At 33.7% G+C, this 16,987-nt stretch carries 17 protein-coding genes; 7 read left to right on the top strand and 10 right to left on the bottom strand.

Going from position 1 to position 16,987, the window contains the following annotated elements; all coding sequences use genetic code 11:
* Positions 1-4: 4 nt before the first annotated feature.
* The 7 genes from ureA to urtA all read right to left on the bottom strand — a co-directional run bounded on the left by ureA (position 5) and on the right by urtA (position 6,820).
* A complete protein-coding gene (gene ureA, locus AC5LWZ_RS11515; RefSeq protein ID WP_086363101.1) occupies positions 5-307 on the bottom strand; it encodes an urease subunit gamma in 303 nt (100 codons plus the stop codon).
* 33 nt (positions 308-340) lie between these two features.
* Positions 341-1,183 carry an urease accessory protein UreD gene (locus AC5LWZ_RS11510; RefSeq protein ID WP_493463745.1) on the bottom strand — a complete coding sequence of 281 codons (843 nt, stop codon included), beginning with the start codon at positions 1,181-1,183 and terminating at the stop codon, positions 341-343.
* Positions 1,180-1,875, bottom strand: a complete 696-nt coding sequence (gene urtE, locus AC5LWZ_RS11505; protein ID WP_493464209.1) for an urea ABC transporter ATP-binding subunit UrtE — start codon at positions 1,873-1,875, stop codon at positions 1,180-1,182. The genes AC5LWZ_RS11510 and urtE overlap by 4 nt, the downstream gene beginning before the upstream one ends.
* Positions 1,868-2,728, bottom strand: a complete 861-nt coding sequence (urtD, locus tag AC5LWZ_RS11500; protein ID WP_493463744.1) for an urea ABC transporter ATP-binding protein UrtD — start codon at positions 2,726-2,728, stop codon at positions 1,868-1,870. Before urtD ends, urtE begins: the two co-directional genes overlap by 8 nt.
* Positions 2,725-3,825, bottom strand: a complete 1,101-nt coding sequence (gene urtC, locus AC5LWZ_RS11495; RefSeq protein ID WP_493463743.1) for an urea ABC transporter permease subunit UrtC — start codon at positions 3,823-3,825, stop codon at positions 2,725-2,727. The genes urtD and urtC overlap by 4 nt, the downstream gene beginning before the upstream one ends.
* 2 nt (positions 3,826-3,827) lie before the next feature.
* A complete protein-coding gene (urtB, locus tag AC5LWZ_RS11490; RefSeq protein ID WP_493463742.1) occupies positions 3,828-5,402 on the bottom strand; it encodes an urea ABC transporter permease subunit UrtB in 1,575 nt (524 codons plus the stop codon).
* 122 nt (positions 5,403-5,524) lie between these two features.
* Positions 5,525-6,820: an urea ABC transporter substrate-binding protein gene (urtA, locus tag AC5LWZ_RS11485; RefSeq protein WP_367275203.1), complete on the bottom strand. Its 1,296-nt coding sequence runs from the start codon at positions 6,818-6,820 to the stop codon at positions 5,525-5,527.
* A 318-nt stretch (positions 6,821-7,138) separates the two neighbouring features.
* Here urtA and AC5LWZ_RS11480 point away from each other — a divergent pair, with 318 nt between their 5' ends.
* The 7 genes from AC5LWZ_RS11480 to AC5LWZ_RS11450 all read left to right on the top strand — a co-directional run bounded on the left by AC5LWZ_RS11480 (position 7,139) and on the right by AC5LWZ_RS11450 (position 15,189).
* The gene (locus AC5LWZ_RS11480; RefSeq protein WP_493463741.1) at positions 7,139-7,651 is read left to right on the top strand and encodes a ClbS/DfsB family four-helix bundle protein; all 513 of its coding nucleotides are present in this window, start codon (positions 7,139-7,141) and stop codon (positions 7,649-7,651) included.
* 36 nt (positions 7,652-7,687) lie between these two features.
* Positions 7,688-7,921: a hypothetical protein gene (locus tag AC5LWZ_RS11475; protein WP_198221042.1), complete on the top strand. Its 234-nt coding sequence runs from the start codon at positions 7,688-7,690 to the stop codon at positions 7,919-7,921.
* A gap of 491 nt (positions 7,922-8,412) precedes the next feature.
* Positions 8,413-10,368: an extracellular solute-binding protein gene (locus tag AC5LWZ_RS11470; protein WP_493463740.1), complete on the top strand. Its 1,956-nt coding sequence runs from the start codon at positions 8,413-8,415 to the stop codon at positions 10,366-10,368.
* A 1-nt stretch (position 10,369) separates the two neighbouring features.
* Positions 10,370-11,458: a microcin C ABC transporter permease YejB gene (locus AC5LWZ_RS11465; protein WP_110447102.1), complete on the top strand. Its 1,089-nt coding sequence runs from the start codon at positions 10,370-10,372 to the stop codon at positions 11,456-11,458.
* Positions 11,458-12,489, top strand: coding sequence for an ABC transporter permease (locus tag AC5LWZ_RS11460; protein WP_065577742.1), 1,032 nt, complete (start codon positions 11,458-11,460; stop codon positions 12,487-12,489). Before AC5LWZ_RS11465 ends, AC5LWZ_RS11460 begins: the two co-directional genes overlap by 1 nt.
* Positions 12,486-14,255, top strand: coding sequence for a microcin C ABC transporter ATP-binding protein YejF (yejF, locus tag AC5LWZ_RS11455; protein ID WP_493463739.1), 1,770 nt, complete (start codon positions 12,486-12,488; stop codon positions 14,253-14,255). Before AC5LWZ_RS11460 ends, yejF begins: the two co-directional genes overlap by 4 nt.
* A gap of 73 nt (positions 14,256-14,328) precedes the next feature.
* Complete coding sequence (locus tag AC5LWZ_RS11450) at positions 14,329-15,189, top strand: hypothetical protein (RefSeq protein ID WP_493463738.1); 861 nt, start codon at positions 14,329-14,331, stop codon at positions 15,187-15,189.
* Positions 15,190-15,254: 65 nt separating this feature from the next.
* On the opposite strand, the gene frdD is transcribed toward AC5LWZ_RS11450, so the two are convergent.
* From frdD to AC5LWZ_RS11435, 3 genes are all read right to left on the bottom strand, one after another.
* Complete coding sequence (gene frdD, locus AC5LWZ_RS11445; protein WP_198191926.1) at positions 15,255-15,608, bottom strand: fumarate reductase subunit FrdD; 354 nt, start codon at positions 15,606-15,608, stop codon at positions 15,255-15,257.
* Positions 15,609-15,622: 14 nt separating this feature from the next.
* A complete protein-coding gene (locus tag AC5LWZ_RS11440; RefSeq protein WP_198200985.1) occupies positions 15,623-16,060 on the bottom strand; it encodes a succinate dehydrogenase/fumarate reductase transmembrane subunit in 438 nt (145 codons plus the stop codon).
* Between the two features lie 197 nt (positions 16,061-16,257).
* Positions 16,258-16,842 carry a hypothetical protein gene (locus AC5LWZ_RS11435; protein ID WP_198221032.1) on the bottom strand — a complete coding sequence of 195 codons (585 nt, stop codon included), beginning with the start codon at positions 16,840-16,842 and terminating at the stop codon, positions 16,258-16,260.
* Between the last annotated feature and the right edge of the window lie 145 nt (positions 16,843-16,987).

The raw sequence follows: 16,987 nt of genomic DNA, 5'->3' as shown, positions 1-16,987 counted from the left end.
CCTTTTAAATAATAGGATTATGAACAGTCACTAATTTAGTCCCGTCAGGAAATGTTGCTTCAACCTGAACATCTTGGATCATATCGGCAATTCCCTCCATTACGTCGTTACGCGTTAAGACTTTTCGTCCTAAATTCATTAATTCAGTAACAGTTAAACCATCTCTAGCACCTTCTAAAATTGCGGCGCTAATTAGTGCTATTGATTCAGGATAATTTAATTTTACCCCTCGCGCTTTTCGCCTTTCGGCGACCAATGCTGCTGTAAACAGTAATAATTTGTCTTTTTCTCTCGGAGTTAGTTTCATCGTTATTTTCTCATTGCATTTATAATAATTAAGCTAGGTTGCCCAAATTCGAGGTGGACATGCGGGTAAATTGATAATTAACGGACGCAATAATGCCCATAATTGGTGTAAATATTGTTGGCAAATTTGGTTATCATTTGCTAGTAAGCGAACGGTTAATAATTGTCCCAAAGCAGTTGCTCCGATGGGAACCGTACTATTTTCAAATCTTTTTTGCACTTGTTGTAAAATGGCTAGATTAATCGGATAGGCAAATAAAGTTGCACTGTATGTGTAATTACCTATAGGGGCACAATTACCATCAATAATTTTTAAGTGCTCATCAAGACCTAATTCATCCGGTAAATTAATTGTTAAACAGCTTTTAATATTGCCTTGTCCAAACTTTTCATGCATAACCGGTCGACCAAAGCATAATGTTTCCCATCCAAGCAATCGACTATTTAACGTTAAATTAAATTCAGTCGTTAAATTAGCATTAGTACCATTAAAAAAAATATTTTCTTGCGGTAACCATTCCATAATACTATTCGGCGCTAAAGTAAATTTTTGTTTTAGCTGTGCAATATTGCCGTGACTGCGATAAAATTTACTTGCTCCGGGCATAGTCATTAATAGATGGCTATCGTGATCTAAAAAAATATCCAGCTCAAGTTTATCGCCACCTACAATCCCCCCTGGAGGATGGAGTAAATAAATATGGCAAGGTTTTCCTTCTGGATAGAATGGCCGTTGTATAGTTAAAGGCCCTTGTTGTTGACGATCAACTAACTCAGTTCGCTGTAGTTCACCATTTACAAAACGGTTAGCAAAAGATAGTGATAGTTTACCCAACCAGCTATTAGCATTGTTTTGAGCTGTATTATTTTGAATCATACCGTTAAATAATTTTTTATTAAATCTGGTGTTAGTTGTTGTAAGGCGCCATTAGCGATATTTCGTCCTCGATCAAGTAAATAAAAATCATCAGCAACCATCTGAATAAAAGGTAATTTTTGTTCAACTAATAATACAGTTAAACCTAATTCATGATTGAGTCGATTAATGATAGCGCCTATATCATGTACAATATTGGGTTGAATACCTTCAGTTGGCTCATCTAAAATTAATAATGATGGTTCGATAACTAAAGCTCTTCCAATCGCTAATTGTTGTTGTTGTCCTCCAGATAGATCGCCTCCACGACGGTTTTTCATCTCTTTTAATATAGGGAATAGCGAATAAACTAAATCAGGTATTTTTGCTGAACGGGATCTTTTAGCTGCTAAACCAACCCGTAGATTTTCTTCAACAGTTAGTTGAGAAAAGATTTGTTTACCCTGTGGAACGTAACCTATTCCCATATAGGCGCGGGTTTCGATAGATTTATGGGTAATATCGGTATCATTAAATTGTATATTGCCTTTTTTGATCTTTAAATTTCCCATAATAGACTGTACTAGAGTAGTTTTGCCAACGCCATTACGTCCCATTAGACATGTACATTTACCTTTGGCTAAACACAGATCGATATTCCATAAAATGTGCGTTTGTCCATAAAATTGATTGACATTAGATAATTTAAGCAACATTAACGTTCCTCCCAGTAGTAGATTGTCCTAAATAGACTTCAATTACTTTAGGATTATTTTGTACTTGTTCCATATTTCCTTCAGCCAATATTGAACCTTGATGCAATACTGAAACAGTTTTGGCAATTTGTCTGACGAAATCCATATCATGTTCAACAACAATTAACGAATGTTTGCCCGCTAACGAATTTAATAATTCTGCAGTTTTATCCATTTCTTGTGTTGTCATCCCGGCAACAGGTTCATCAACTAATAGTAGTTGAGGTTTTTGCATTAATAACATCCCTAATTCCAACCACTGTTTTTGTCCATGAGATAAAATAGCCGCATATTCATGACGCATGTCCATTAAACCGATTAGCAGAAGTATCTCATCTATTTGTTCTTGTTCTATCTTGTTAACTCGATGGCGAAGAGTATGCCAAACTGTTTTTTTCCCGGCATTTGCTATCATTAAATTGTCATTAACTGTTAAGGCTTCGAATACAGTCGGTTTTTGAAATTTGCGACCGATGCCGGCTTGGGAAATTTGTGGTTCATCCATAGTTAATAAATTAAGTTTTTGACCAAACCATGCTGTGCCTGCTTGTGGTTTTGTTTTACCAGTGATTACATCCATCATTGTCGTTTTACCTGCGCCATTAGGACCAATAATGCAGCGTAATTCACCCTGTTTAATATAAAGATTCAAATCATTAATCGCTTTAAAGTTATCAAAACTAACATTAATGCCTTCCAAGTAAAGAATAATACCTTTACTGGTATCCAAATCTGGTTGAGGTAGTGCTTCAAAATCTTTAAGCAAAGAAGAGGCTGATTTTGATTTTTTATTTAAACTTCTTTTGTTCATATACTTGCCTCCAATGGTTTTAGTTTGTATTTTTTAGATATAGTTAGATTGATGAAACCAACAATACCTTTTGGTAGAAATAAAGTAACTAATACAAACAGAAGGCCTAAAGCAAATAACCATTGGTCAGGGAACCATACGGTGAAAAGTGATTTGCAATAATTAACTAAAAATGCACCAATAATGGCACCATATAAAGTCGCTCGGCCACCGACAGCAACCCAAACGACAATTTCGATTGAATTTAGAGGTAAAAATTCAATAGGTGTGATAATTCCTACTTGTGGCACATATAACGCTCCTGCAATACCAGCTAGTATGGCTGAAAAAGCAAAAACAGCTAATTTTATATTTTCAACTCGATACCCAACAAACCTAATGCGTGGTTCGGCATCTCGAATAGCAATAATCACTTTACCCAATTTACTTTTGATTAATTGATAACATATCAGATAACTAATAATGACAGCCATTAAGGTAATAAGTAATAATGTTATCCGCATTCCATTACTGGTGATTGAAAAACCTAATAAATATTTAAAGTTAGTCAGACCATTATCACCACCAAATCCCATCTCATTACGTTGAAACGCTAACATTAAAGCAAAGGTGAGTGCTTGTGTAATAATTGAAAGGTAAACCCCAGAAACACGGGAACGAAATGTCATATAACCGAATATAAAAGCTAATAATCCAGGTACTAGCATAATTAATAGCAAAGTAATTAAAAAATTATCTGAGCCTTGCCAATACCAAGGTAAACTTTGCCAATTAATAAATGAGGCAAATTTAGGCAGAATGGTCGAACCATTTTCTCCCTGTACAGACAAATACATTCCCATCATATAGCCGCCCAGTGCAAAAAAAGCACCGTGACCTAAACTTAAAATACCTAAATATCCCCAAACTAAATCAACAGATAGTGCAAGCAAGGCATAACATAGATATTTACTGACTAAAATAATAGTCTGATTACCAACATAAAATGGGCTATTAGTTGGGAAAAAGAGATTAGCCATTACTAAATAACTGACTAATAAAGTTAGACAAAATAGAACATAACAGCCATTATCTTGTTTAAAATATTTTGTTAACATATTTATCCCTCTACAGCTCGACCGCGTTGTGGAAAAAGACCTCGAGGTCGTTTTTGAATAAATAGTACTAAACTAATAAGCACCACAATTTTAGCTAACATGGCTCCAGTAATTGGCTCTAAAAATTTATTGGCCAACCCTAAAATTAAGCCAGCAATTAATGCTCCCCATAAATTACCAACACCACCAAATACCACTACCATGAATGAATCAATGATATAATTTTGACCAAGATTTGGGCCGACATTGGTGATTTGTGAAAGGGCTACACCAGCCAGACCGGCTATACCGGAACCAAGGCCAAAGGTTAACGCATTTACCCAGCTGGCTTTAACGCCTAAACATCTTGCCATTAATGGATTCATCGAAATAGCTCTGACATTAAGTCCTAAAGCTGTTTTTTTCATAATCAATAACAAAATAATGAAAATGGTTAAGCTAAAACCAATAACATATAGCCGATTAATCGTGAGCGATAAAAAGTCATTGACCTGAATTGAACCTTGCATCCAACTCGGCGTGATTATTGCTTTATTTAACGGTGAAAATATTGTTCTGAATAACTGTTGTAATAATAGACTGATACCAAAAGTGGCTAATAAGGTTTCGAGAGGTCTACCATATAGATATCTAATAACGCTTATTTCTATTAACATTCCTACCGCACCGCATACCAAAAATGCAGCAGGGATAGAGAGAATTAACGCTATGCCGGGATAGTTAGGCAATAGTTGTTGCATCACGTATGTGGTATATGCGCCAATCATAATTAATTCACCATGCGCCATATTAATCACGCCCATAACCCCAAAGGTAATAGCGAGTCCAATGGCAGCAAGTACGAGTACTGCACCTAAACTAATACCAAAATAGACTTGTTCAGTTTTTTCATACATTGCTTTTTTTGGGGTTAATTTATCAAGTAGGTTTTGTGCCGTATCTTTGACTATTTGTGAATCATTGGTGGTAGTCAATTGTTGTAGTTTCTGAACAAAAATAGGGTTAGTCACCTGACTAAGTTGTGTCAGTAGAACCAAACATTCATTTTCATCACAATTTGTCAGTTTTGCGAATGATAATGCTTCAAGTAATCGCTGTTTAACTTCACTATCTTGTTCTTGAGCTAACCTTTCAACAATGAAATTCATTTGTGATGGTGATTGAATATGTCCGAAAAGCTCTTTCGCTGCAATACGTCTTGTTGGAATAGTATTACTACTTAGCTTCATTTGAAGTTGATATTCGGCAATTAATTGACGAATATTATTGTTAATCGCAATACGTTTAAACTTATTTTTAGGTACATCCAGTACTTGCTTGTTATTCCAATTAACAAATTGATTATCCTTTTTTATAACTAGTGTACTATTGGTCTCCAGCCAGTATAAGTTCCCCTCAACTAATGCATTGAAAAGAGGCTGTATTGTTGCATTATTTTCCTTAATCATGTCACTGATTAATTGTTGTTTTTCAGTTAGTGAACCTTTTGCTAGTCTTTGCTCAAAATGTTCTGGTAGTACTGCTGTTGCTAGATTGGCGATCATCCATAACAGACAAATCAATATTATTCTTTTCATTATTTATTCCTATGCTTCTGCTCGTCATATTGATTAACCAGTAATCGTTTTGCATTTGCATCTTTATTGCAGAGAAATGGTGAGATATAACTCACCATGCATAATTTTTTGGCTTCAAATGATTAATCTTTTAGGCAAACTTTTTTACTCACATCATATTTACCGCATGCTAATGGTGCTCGCCAATCAGCAATCATTGATTTAGAACTAGGTAAATAATCTGACCATTCATCACCAACAATAGTACCTGCTGACTTATATACCACTTCAAATTGACCATCGTTTTGAATTTCTCCAATCATAATAGGTTTAGTAATATGATGGTTTGGCATCATTACTGCATAACTACCAGATAAATTAGGTACTGTTACACCTATTAATGCATTTTGAACTGCGGTTGGATCATCGGTACCTGCTTTTTCTACCGCTTTTACCCACATATTAAATCCAATATATGTGGCTTCCATCGGGTCATTTGTTACCCGTTTATCACTTTTAGCAAAGCTATGCCAGTTATCTATAAATTCGCTGTTTAAGTCAGTATCAAGTGATTGGAAATAATTCCATGCTGCTAAATGACCGACTAATGGAGCCGTATCAATACCTGATAATTCTTCCTCACCTACAGAAAAAGCAATGACCGGTAGTTGGTTTGCTGTAATACCTTGGTTAGATAATTCTTTATAAAAAGGAACATTGGCATCACCGTTGATGGTTGATATTACGGCAGTCTTTTTACCTGTTGCGCCAAATTTTTTGATATCAGCAATAATAGATTGCCAATCAGAATGACTAAATGGGGTGTAATTAATCATTATGTCACTATCTTTCACACCATAATGGTCTTTAAGATAGGTTTCTAAAATTTTGTTAGTCGTTCTAGGATAAACATAATCAGTACCCACTAAAACCCAACGTTCAATATTAAATTCTTTCTTCAAATAATCTACAGCAGGAATGGCTTGTTGATTTGGTGCTGCGCCGGTATAGAAGATATTTTTTGAGGATTCTTCTCCTTCATATTGTACTGGGTAAAATAGAATACCGTTAAGTTCCTCAAAGATAGGTAATACCGATTTTCTTGATACCGATGTCCAACAGCCGAATACCGCTGATACTTTATCTTTTGCTAGTAGTTCTCGTGCTTTTTCTGAAAAAAGACTCCAATTTGATGCTGGATCGACGACCACTGCTTCTATTTGTTTACCTAACACACCACCTTTTTTATTTTGTTCATCTACCAGCATTAAAAGTGTATCTTTCAAAGTGCTTTCTGAAATTGCCATCGAGCCAGAAAGTGAATGCAATACACCAATTTTAATGGTATTTTCAGCCGCATAAATTAGATTAGTCGTGAATAAGCCAACAGCTAGACAAGTTAACTTAATGGATGTATTTAATTTGCTCATTATTGACATAGTAATACCTCTTTAAACATACAATTGGTGGTGATTTATTGTTATTTAAGGTAATGCAAAAGTTATGCCAAATAGATGATGAACTGTGTTTTTTATTTAATAAACTTATAGATACAATATTTTATACTAGCCATAGACGTTTACGTTGTAGGTTGACTATAGGTATTTTTAGCTTATAAACAATATGAATAAAAATAGATAACGCACTTTATTTGATCGAATGGTCTAAATTGGTGCAGATTGAATATGTCTTTTGACCCAAACCTATAGTATTGATATGATTGATTAAAATGATATAAAGATGAAAGGTAATCAGATATGAATTACGTCAATAAACAACAACTATTAGATGAAATTAATAAAACAGCTAAGCTATTTATTGATGAATTCAGTGGATTAACCGAAGCGGAAAAAGATAAACTGATAGAAGGTGTTGATCGAACACCAGCCCAAATGATAGCTTATCAATTAGGATGGTTAGATCTTGTAAAATATTGGGATGATGCCGAACTTGCTGGGCAAACGCCTATATTGCCAGCGGAAGGATACAAATGGAATCAGTTAGGTGAATTATACCAACATTTTTATAAGATTTATCAAGATGATTCATTACAAGAACTGATCCAATTATTTAAGCAGAAACTAGCTACTTGGAATAGTTGGATTGAGTCATTAGATGAAAATACGCTTTTTACTAAAGATGCTCGCAATTGGACTAAGCCTTATCCTTCAGCGTGGCCTGTGGCACGATTTATCCACATTAATTCAGTTGCACCATTTAAATCCTTTAGAACTAAAATCAGGAAATGGAAAAAACTAAATTCGCATTAGTAACATCATAACAATTTTTTAAAATGGACAGAAAAAATGGCCTTTTCAGAAACCGAACGCCAACAATTATTAGAATTAAAATTTGTTGGCACTAAAATTATTGAAAGACTTGAAGAGATGCAACTTGATTCTTTTGATAAATTACGCAATGCTTCGTTAGATGAAATTCTTAACAAAGGTGCTTTACTAACAGGATCATCATGTTGGAAAAATAGCCATCAAGCTAAAACAGCCATCCAAAATATTTTGGCTTTGGTTAATAACGGATAACTCGTTGCTAGTATTACATTAATATTAATAATAGAGCCAATTTAAAAGAAATTTTTTAGCAATTTTAAATTAACTTATCTAGGAACTCATTTTCAATTGAGACTAATGGTTTTTTTAACGGTTAACAAAGGTTAGTTTTATAAAAAAGCGTAACATTGATTTATATTACGATTAAAATTGCTAAAAATAGCGTTAAAAAACCCCGTTCCTCAAAATTTTTTTATTATGAATCATGACGATTTATTCTTATCTAGTTAAAAATTTGTTTTTATAAAAGAATATATCTTAAACAAATATTGATAACAATTAATGTTATAATCGCTGTTCATTATTAAGTTTATTAATAAGGTTTTGCTCATTCGCTGGAAGTTTGGCAAAATAGTTAACTTACTATGTTATTTAGCGTATTCTAAATTGTTTGAAATTTTTAATACTCAATAGGGTAAAATCTTATTTTGATAAATTGTTGATAAAACAGGAACTAAATTAGGATGATTAGTCAAAGAAAAAAAAATATCAAAAAGTTATTCATCTCAAGCTGTTTGAGTGGATTATTCTTTTGTTCAATGACTGTCTATGCCGAAGAAGAACCAAATATCACTTTGCTGTCAGATACACCGCTACAAGCTAACCCATCAACTGAGACCATTGAATCCCAGCCGATTGACAGCATTGAACCGAATCAACCAACCGAGCATATTTACCATAAAACCATTTTTTCGTTATTGGGTGATCCGAAATATCCTGAAAATTTTGACCACCTAGAATATGTGAATCCCAATGCCCCTAAAGGTGGGATTATCAAACTACATGAAATAGGTACCTTTGATAATTTTAACCGTTTTGCTAGTCGTGGCGCACCTGAACATCATTCTGGTTCGTTATATGATTCTCTTTTTACCTCAACAGCCGATGATATTTCCAGCTTTTATCCACTAATAGCAACTTCAATAACTTATTCTGATAGTTATCGTTGGGCAGAAGTCTCGATTAATCCCAATGCACGTTTTCAGGATGGTAAGCCAATAACCGCATATGACGTGGAATTTACTTTTCATAAATTTATGACCGAAGGTGTTTCACAATATCGAGTTTATAACAAAGGTATAAATGTTAAAGCGATAGATGATTATCGGGTTAGGGTGGAATTACCTGAAACCGATCGTGAAAAATTACTTTCTTTTGTCGGTAGTATGCGTGTTATTCCTAAACATTTTTGGCAAGATCATAATTTTTCTGAGCCGTTAAGTACTCCTCCTATTGGCAGTGGTCCTTATTATATTAGTGATTATAAAATGGGGCAGTATGTAGTTTATAAGCGTAATCCTGACTATTGGGCAAAAGATTTACCTGTTAATAAAGGTTTAGATAATTTTGATGAAAAACGTATCGATTATTATATGGATACGAGTATAGCTTTAGAGGCGTTTAAAGCTGGAGAATACGATTTCCGCGGTGAAGGGCAACCGAAAAACTGGTTTACTCAATATCAAGGAAAATACTTTGATTCAAAAGATATCATAAAGAAAGAAAAAAACGTCGAAACCGCTGTAGATACTAAATGGTTAGCGTTTAATTTGCAGAAAGATCTTTTTAGAGATGTTAGAGTTCGTCAAGCAATAACCTTAGCTTTTGATTTTGAATGGCTTAATCACGCCTTTTATTATGATAGTTATAAGAGACCGTTTAGCTTTTTTGAAAATACTATTTATGCTGCAAAAGGTAAACCTAGTGAACAAGAACTTAAATGGTTAACACCATATAAAGATATTATTCCCGAGCAAGCCTTTGATGAAGCCTACACTATTGCGAAAAGTGATGGACAAGGTTTTAACCGCAATAACTTATTAACCGCCGCTAAATTGTTAGAAGACGCGGGTTGGATTATTAAAGATGGTAACTTAATTAATGCTAAAACTGAGCAACCTTTTGCGTTTGAATTGTTGACTTATCTAGGTGATGACATTAAATATGCGATCCCATTTCAGCAAAATTTAGCCCGTTTGGGGATTACAATGAAAATAACTTCATTAGATTATGCCCAATTGACGCGCAGAATGCGTGAGCGTGATTATGACATGATGCCACGTAATTATAATGCAATAGATTATCCATCCTCAGATTTAATAATTTTTTGGGGAAGTGAATATTTAAACTCTACATATAATGGTTCCGGCTTACATAATCAGGCAATTGATTCGATTATTGCTGAAATAATCAAAAATGTAGGTAATCAAAGTGAGTTAATTTCACTGGGACGAGCGCTCGATCGTATTTTAACTCAAGAATATCCTATGATTCCAATGTGGTATAACAGCAAAACTTATTATGCATATTGGAACAAATTTGGGCAACCAGCCATACAGCCAACTTATGCAATAGGTATTGATAGCTGGTGGTATGATGCAAACAAAGCAGCTAGTTTGACAAAGAATAGAGTACGTTAATATGTTGAATTATTTTATCCGTCGATTATTGCTAATTATACCAACCTTATTAATCATTTTGACTATCAACTTTTTTATTGTGCAAATTGCACCAGGTGGCCCCGTCGATCAAGCTTTAGCTATGATAGAGAATGGCCCTCAAGCAGGGCAAGTATTGCTGCCTGGCAGTGAAAATAGCCCTGCTAAGTTGACCGAACCAAAAAATGAATCAAATTATCGTGGTGCACGCGGTTTAGATCCAGAAATTGTGGCAATGATTGAAAAACAGTATGGATTTGATAAACCGCTTTGGGAACGCTACATCAATACGTTAAAGCAATATATCCAGTTTGATTTTGGTAACAGTTTTTTTAAAAGTGAATCAGTATTAAGTTTAATTGCAAAAAGTTTACCTGTTTCTATTTCATTGGGATTATGGAGTACATTAATCATTTATTTAATCTCAATCCCATTAGGGATTCGTAAAGCGGTTAAAGATGGTTCAAGATTTGATTTTTGGTCAAGTACGTTAATTATCATTGGTTATGCAATACCTGCTTTTTTATTAGCCGTATTATTAATTGTTTTGTTTGCAGGTGGCAGTTATTGGGATATTTTCCCGCTGCGCGGATTGATTTCTAATAATTTTGAACAATTAGATTTTTGGGGCAAAGTAAAAGATTATGCGTGGCATATTTGCTTACCGACTATCGCTATGGTAGTAAGTGGTTTTGCCACACTAACCATGTTAACCAAAAACTCATTCTTAGATGAGATTCGTAAACAATATGTTGTCACTGCCAGAGCGAAAGGGTTAAGTGAAAGGCAAATTCTGTATAAGCATGTTTTTCGTAATGCGACCTTGCTTATTGTATCGGGTTTTCCTGCTGCATTTGTTGGCATTTTATTTACCGGTTCCGTTTTGATTGAAGCTATTTTTTCGCTTAATGGATTGGGTCTTCTCGGTTATGAAGCAATTATTCAGCGTGATTACCCGGTTATTTTTGGTTCATTGTATATATTTACATTGATTGGGCTTATTACCAAACTCTTATCAGATTTATCTTATATGATAATCGATCCACGTATTGACTTTGAGGCTCGCAACTGATGACTACGCACTATTCAATTAATCAGCTACGTTGGCAACGATTTAAACGCAATCGACGTGGGTATTATTCATTATGGTTATTTTCAATATTATTTATAATCAGCCTATTTTCTGATTTTATATTTAATGATCGACCAATATTTATCAAGTATCAAAATAACTATTATTCGCCAATATTCCATTTTTATCCGGAAACTGAATTTGGTGGGCAATTTCAAACACAAACTAATTATTTAGATCCAGCGGTACAAAATAAGATTGAGTCTGATGGTTGGATACTTTGGCCTCCATTTCGTTATACTCATAATACTGTGATTCATGATACAACCAGCACGTTCCCTACACCACCATCAAAAAACCATCTGCTTGGCACCACCGATGCTGGATTTGATGTTTTAGCAAACATTGCCTATGGTTTTAGAGTTTCAATGTTTTTTGCCTTGTTTCTTACCTTTTTCACCTCCATTATCGGCGTGCTAATTGGCGCAATTCAAGGTTATTATGGCGGAAAAGTTGATCTATTAGGACAACGATTTATTGAGATTTGGAGTGGTTTACCTGAGCTATTTGTGATAATTTTACTTGCCAGTATCTTACCGCTTAATTTTTGGTGGTTATTAGGTATTACGGTGTTATTTGGTTGGATGGCATTGGTCGGTGTTGTTCGAGCAGAATTCTTCCGAACCCGTAACTTCGATTATATTCGAGCCGCTAAAGCTATGGGAGTAAGCGATAGTAAAATTATGTTACGGCATATGCTACCAAATGCGATGGTGGCAACATTAACATTTTTACCATTTATTCTTTGTGGTTCAATTTCAACACTAACGGCACTTGATTTTCTCGGTTTTGGTTTACCAATTGATTCACCATCTTTAGGACGATTATTACTACAAGGCAAAAATAATTTGCAAGCGCCTTGGTTAGGAATTAGTTCTTTTTTAGTTATTTCCATCTTATTGTCACTGTTAATATTTATTGGTGAAGCAATTAGAGATGCATTCGATCCAAACAAAGGAGTATATAAATGAGTTCTCCTTTATTATCTATCATTGATTTAAGTATTGCCTTTAAAACTGGACAGCATTCACAAAATCAAGTTGTTGACGCTATTAGTTTTGATGTTAATGAACAAGAAACAGTAGCATTAGTCGGTGAGTCAGGCTCTGGTAAAAGTGTAACAGCACTGTCAATATTAAGGCTGTTATCAAAAGAGCGAGTGATTTATCCTTCAGGAGATATTATTTTCGAAGATAAATCATTATTACATGCCTCTGAAAAAGAATTGCGTAAAATTCGCGGTAATGAAATTAGTATGATATTTCAAGAGCCAATGGTATCACTTAATCCATTGCATACCGTTGAAAAACAACTTTATGAAGTCTTATCTTTACATCGGGGTATGCGACGTAATGTGGCTCGAGGTGAAATCTTACAATATCTCGATCGGGTTGGCATTAAAGATCCTAAAAGCAAACTGGCTTCTTATCCTCATCAGTTATCTGGTGGTGAAAGGCAACGTGTAATGATTGCCATGGCCATTTTAACTCATCCAAAATTATTAATTGCTGATGAACCAACTACTGCTTTAGATGTTTCTGTTCAGGGACAGATTATTGAATTACTCAAAGAGCTCAAAAAAGAGCTTAATATGAGCATGTTATTTATTTCACATAATTTGGGCATAGTAAAAAAATTGGCAGATAAAGTAGCGGTAATGCAGGATGGCCTAATTGTTGAATTCAATAATAAACAACGTATCTTTTTGCGTCCACAGCATGAATATACTCAAACATTATTAAATTCTCAGCCTAGTGGTGAACCGGTTCCTTTACCTGATACTCCTGGTATATTGCTGAATGTGAATCATCTTGATGTTGAGGTCGTTACTCAAAAACGATTATTTAGCAGCAAAAAGAAAAAAATTGTTGATAATATTGGTTTTGCGGTACATCAAGGTGAGACAGTTGGTATTGTTGGGGAGTCAGGCTCAGGTAAAAGTACCACCGCACTGGCTATTTTACGTTTAATCAAATCAAAAGGTGATATCCTATTTGATAGCCATCCTATCCAGAATTTATCTGGTAAGAAGTTATTACCATTCCGTAGCCGAATTCAGGTTGTATTTCAAGATCCATTTTCATCACTTAATCCTCGCTTTAATGTTGAGCAGATCATCAGTGAAGGTCTAATGACGCACAAAAAATTGACTAAAACTGAGCGAGAACAAGCGGTAATTGATATTATGCTAGAGGTTGGTTTGGATCCTGAAATGCGTTTTCGTTATCCAAATGAGTTTTCTGGTGGACAACGGCAAAGAATAGCGATTGCTAGAGCTTTAATATTGCAGCCGGAACTATTAATTTTAGATGAGCCAACGTCATCTTTAGATCATACAATTCAAAAACAGATAATTAATTTACTTAAATCATTGCAAGAGAAACATCACCTTAGCTATCTGTTTATTAGCCATGATCTTGCGTTAATCTATTCAATATGTCATCAGATTGTGGTTATGAAAGACGGTAAAATTGTTGAACAAGGTTCACGAGAAAAAGTGTTTTATACGCCGGAATCAGAGTACACTAAAGTTTTACTGTCATTTTTAGATAAACCACCGAGAAAAGCGACTAAGACGTTAATTCATGCGGATATTATCGAAAAAACTCAAAAAACAGGATCATCTGAAAATGTAGAAAAAGATGGACAGTCTGATGAAAAACAACAAGCTCAGCAAGAGCATAAACAAGAACAAAAGGTTAATTGGGAAGACGCATTATTAATGCGAAAAAAATAAATGTACAACTTTGTGGCTTAGCTATAAGCCACTATTAAATATTTAGTTTAGTAAACGAGTTAACAGGTTCATTATGCAAAAAAATATATTCCGTTTTTTAACCGCTTCATGTTTATCATTTATCTCAATAAATGCAATGGCATTGACATGTTCAGATAATCCCGAACAAAATAAAGTTGAGGCAAATAACTATATTTTTAAAATATTAGACTTTATTGATTCAACAGCTAAAGGGATTAAGCAAGAAGTGAGAACTTCAACCATTACATCAGATACTGGTACGATACGTTCAATTGTCAAACATAGTTTAAATTATGATCCAAATGGTTTGATTACAGAAAGTCATTACGATCTTTATTCCGGTGATAATGAAAAACTCTATTCTGAACATCTACAAAAAAACGAATCTGGCTGGCAAAATGTGATTGAGGATATTGAGGATGAAACAAGGAGCACCTCTCAGTTCAAAATCGATACACAAGGTAGAGTTATTGCTTCTGAACAGATAAAACAAGCGCCCGATTTTACCTTTATTGAGAATGATAGTTATCAATTTGATAATAACAATTGTTTAATTAATAAAAATGTGCAATGGCAGCTAAAAGAGTTGGATGCTAATGGTCAAGTAGTAGGAACAGAGCAAAAAGGTGCTTCGATTTATGCATTTGGTTATCAAAATCGCCATCTAGCAAAGGTCTCGGCGCAATATAGTAATAAAACTAAAAATGAAAGCGATTTTTCTTACCAATATGATGATAAAAATCGATTAAATGCAATCCAATCGACTTATTCAATAGTTGGAAAAAATACAACTCATTACATGACTGAATTTTTAACTTTTAATGAGAAAAATGATTGGCTGAGTGCAACACAATCAAAACAAAATAGAAAAAACAAACAAACTAATATAGTTCGGCAGATTACGTATTATTAATCAATTAAACATGGCGTTATCACTAGTGAACTCGATAACGCCAATGAATAAACATCACTCTAGTTTTATCTTACAAATAAAATATAAATCGCATGAGCTGTCCATGCTAACGCTAAACCATACGTAAGTAGCTTTTCTCGCTTTGGATAGATATTAAATTGATGTAACAAAGTTAGAATCTGTTGCAATCCACACCAAATTGGTAGCGAAATCATTAAGCACAAAAATAATTTACCTAATTCAGTATTGGCTAACTTTAAAATATATGAACGCGTTATTGCGTCACCAAAAGGAATGATAAACGCGACAATGATTAATACCACTGGTGCGAAAATAGCTGCCCAAAGCCCACCTAAAGCAAATAATCCTTTTGCCACTTTTGAGTCAGACTGTATTGGTTGAGTTTCTTGATTTTTCATTGATCAAATACCACTTATTTAATTATCAATAATAGTAAGCAATATGAAAGTAAAATTGTTACACCCCATAAGCCAATAATAAGTAAATATCCTTGTTTCTTTTTATGAATATTTTGCTTAAAAATAATCTTTGGCATTAACCTAAACCAGTTTATTGAATGAAATAAAGCGAGTAATAAGGCAATACAGTTTAGCACTACAACAACTGGGCTTTGTAAGAAAAAGATAAAACGATAAAACTCATCTTGTCCCATTTTATTTGTATACATACAGATAACACCATACATCAACACCAAACTAACCCAAATCATGGAAAAAGGCGTTAATTTATCAATGATAGACAGAAACAACGGCTGTTTTGTCTGTAACGATGTGATCTCGGACTGTGTACCAGCATTGTTATTATTTAAATCATTATTTGCTGGATAATTATCATTATTCTTTTTAATCATAACTTTCTCAATGTGAGTAACATTATTATGTAATTAACGTTTCTAGGGCTGAATATTTAATGTTGTATTATAAACATTAACTGATTCAAATCGTCAAATTAAAGTCCTGCATAATATCGGTTTTTAAGGTAATAACACTAGGCAGAAAGTGCGTTGAAATGGTTTACATGATATTGCAAATGTGATTAATTAGTAAATTATTTGCTAGTAACAAATAACTTATAATCAATTAAGTATGAGCCTATTGGTGTTTCTTTAACTCTTACTTGAGCTTTAGTACCATATTTGATTTTGTCATTTAAATTTATACATAGAAAAAAGAAATAATTGTTATCTTTATCAAGAATCTTTAAACCATTTTTACAATGCCCATGTTTACCTCTACTTGGCCCTGGTGCGGTAATTTTATATTCAGTGGTATAAATTTTAGATTCAGTAGGATAGAAATAAATAATATCTATTGGTATACCTAAAAAAATTAGGAGATTAAAAGAAAAAATCATAAAAGCACGTGCAAGGTACTGTTTAATTCGTTCTAAAAATGGTTTTTTCAACATTTTTTTTCTAGAAAAAGCGAGAAGAAAACTAAGCATGATGGCTACAGAAAAAAATGAAAATTCAATTTTAGGGAAGATAATAGTTCTTTGGTGTACTCGCAAAGTAAAAAGAATATTAAGAATAAACAAGAGTGCCACTGAAAGCTGTACTATTGCTGTTATATTTTTCTTTAATACAACTTTTTTTAATAGATCTTGATTATAATTTTTAAAGTTTTGTGGCATATAAGATCTCTATCATCTCTTCTTAATAAAGTTTATTTTTACTATATCATTAATAGCTAATTTTTAGCTAAACTAAAATAATTATTAAAAATAGCGTACAATACTCAATATTAATCATCAATTCATTATCAATCATTTAGGAATT

The organism is Gilliamella sp. LMG 34362 (genome assembly GCF_984569125.1).
The sequence above is the reverse complement of the archived record's forward strand: the minus strand, read 5'-3'. Positions and strand labels throughout refer to the sequence as shown.

Excerpts from the sequence above, each read along its gene's own strand:
- ureA (WP_086363101.1), bottom strand. The coding sequence starts at position 307 with ATGAAACTAACTCCGAGAGAAAAAGACAAATTATTACTGTTTACAGCA.
- AC5LWZ_RS11510 (WP_493463745.1), bottom strand. The coding sequence starts at position 1,183 with ATGATTCAAAATAATACAGCTCAAAACAATGCTAATAGCTGGTTGGGT.
- urtD (WP_493463744.1), bottom strand. The coding sequence starts at position 2,728 with ATGAACAAAAGAAGTTTAAATAAAAAATCAAAATCAGCCTCTTCTTTG.
- urtC (WP_493463743.1), bottom strand. The coding sequence starts at position 3,825 with ATGTTAACAAAATATTTTAAACAAGATAATGGCTGTTATGTTCTATTT.
- urtB (WP_493463742.1), bottom strand. The coding sequence starts at position 5,402 with ATGAAAAGAATAATATTGATTTGTCTGTTATGGATGATCGCCAATCTA.
- urtA (WP_367275203.1), bottom strand. The coding sequence starts at position 6,820 with ATGTCAATAATGAGCAAATTAAATACATCCATTAAGTTAACTTGTCTA.
- AC5LWZ_RS11480 (WP_493463741.1), top strand. The coding sequence starts at position 7,139 with ATGAATTACGTCAATAAACAACAACTATTAGATGAAATTAATAAAACA.
- AC5LWZ_RS11475 (WP_198221042.1), top strand. The coding sequence starts at position 7,688 with ATGGCCTTTTCAGAAACCGAACGCCAACAATTATTAGAATTAAAATTT.
- AC5LWZ_RS11470 (WP_493463740.1), top strand. The coding sequence starts at position 8,413 with ATGATTAGTCAAAGAAAAAAAAATATCAAAAAGTTATTCATCTCAAGC.
- AC5LWZ_RS11465 (WP_110447102.1), top strand. The coding sequence starts at position 10,370 with ATGTTGAATTATTTTATCCGTCGATTATTGCTAATTATACCAACCTTA.
- AC5LWZ_RS11460 (WP_065577742.1), top strand. The coding sequence starts at position 11,458 with ATGACTACGCACTATTCAATTAATCAGCTACGTTGGCAACGATTTAAA.
- yejF (WP_493463739.1), top strand. The coding sequence starts at position 12,486 with ATGAGTTCTCCTTTATTATCTATCATTGATTTAAGTATTGCCTTTAAA.
- AC5LWZ_RS11450 (WP_493463738.1), top strand. The coding sequence starts at position 14,329 with ATGCAAAAAAATATATTCCGTTTTTTAACCGCTTCATGTTTATCATTT.
- frdD (WP_198191926.1), bottom strand. The coding sequence starts at position 15,608 with ATGAAAAATCAAGAAACTCAACCAATACAGTCTGACTCAAAAGTGGCA.
- AC5LWZ_RS11440 (WP_198200985.1), bottom strand. The coding sequence starts at position 16,060 with ATGATTAAAAAGAATAATGATAATTATCCAGCAAATAATGATTTAAAT.
- AC5LWZ_RS11435 (WP_198221032.1), bottom strand. The coding sequence starts at position 16,842 with ATGCCACAAAACTTTAAAAATTATAATCAAGATCTATTAAAAAAAGTT.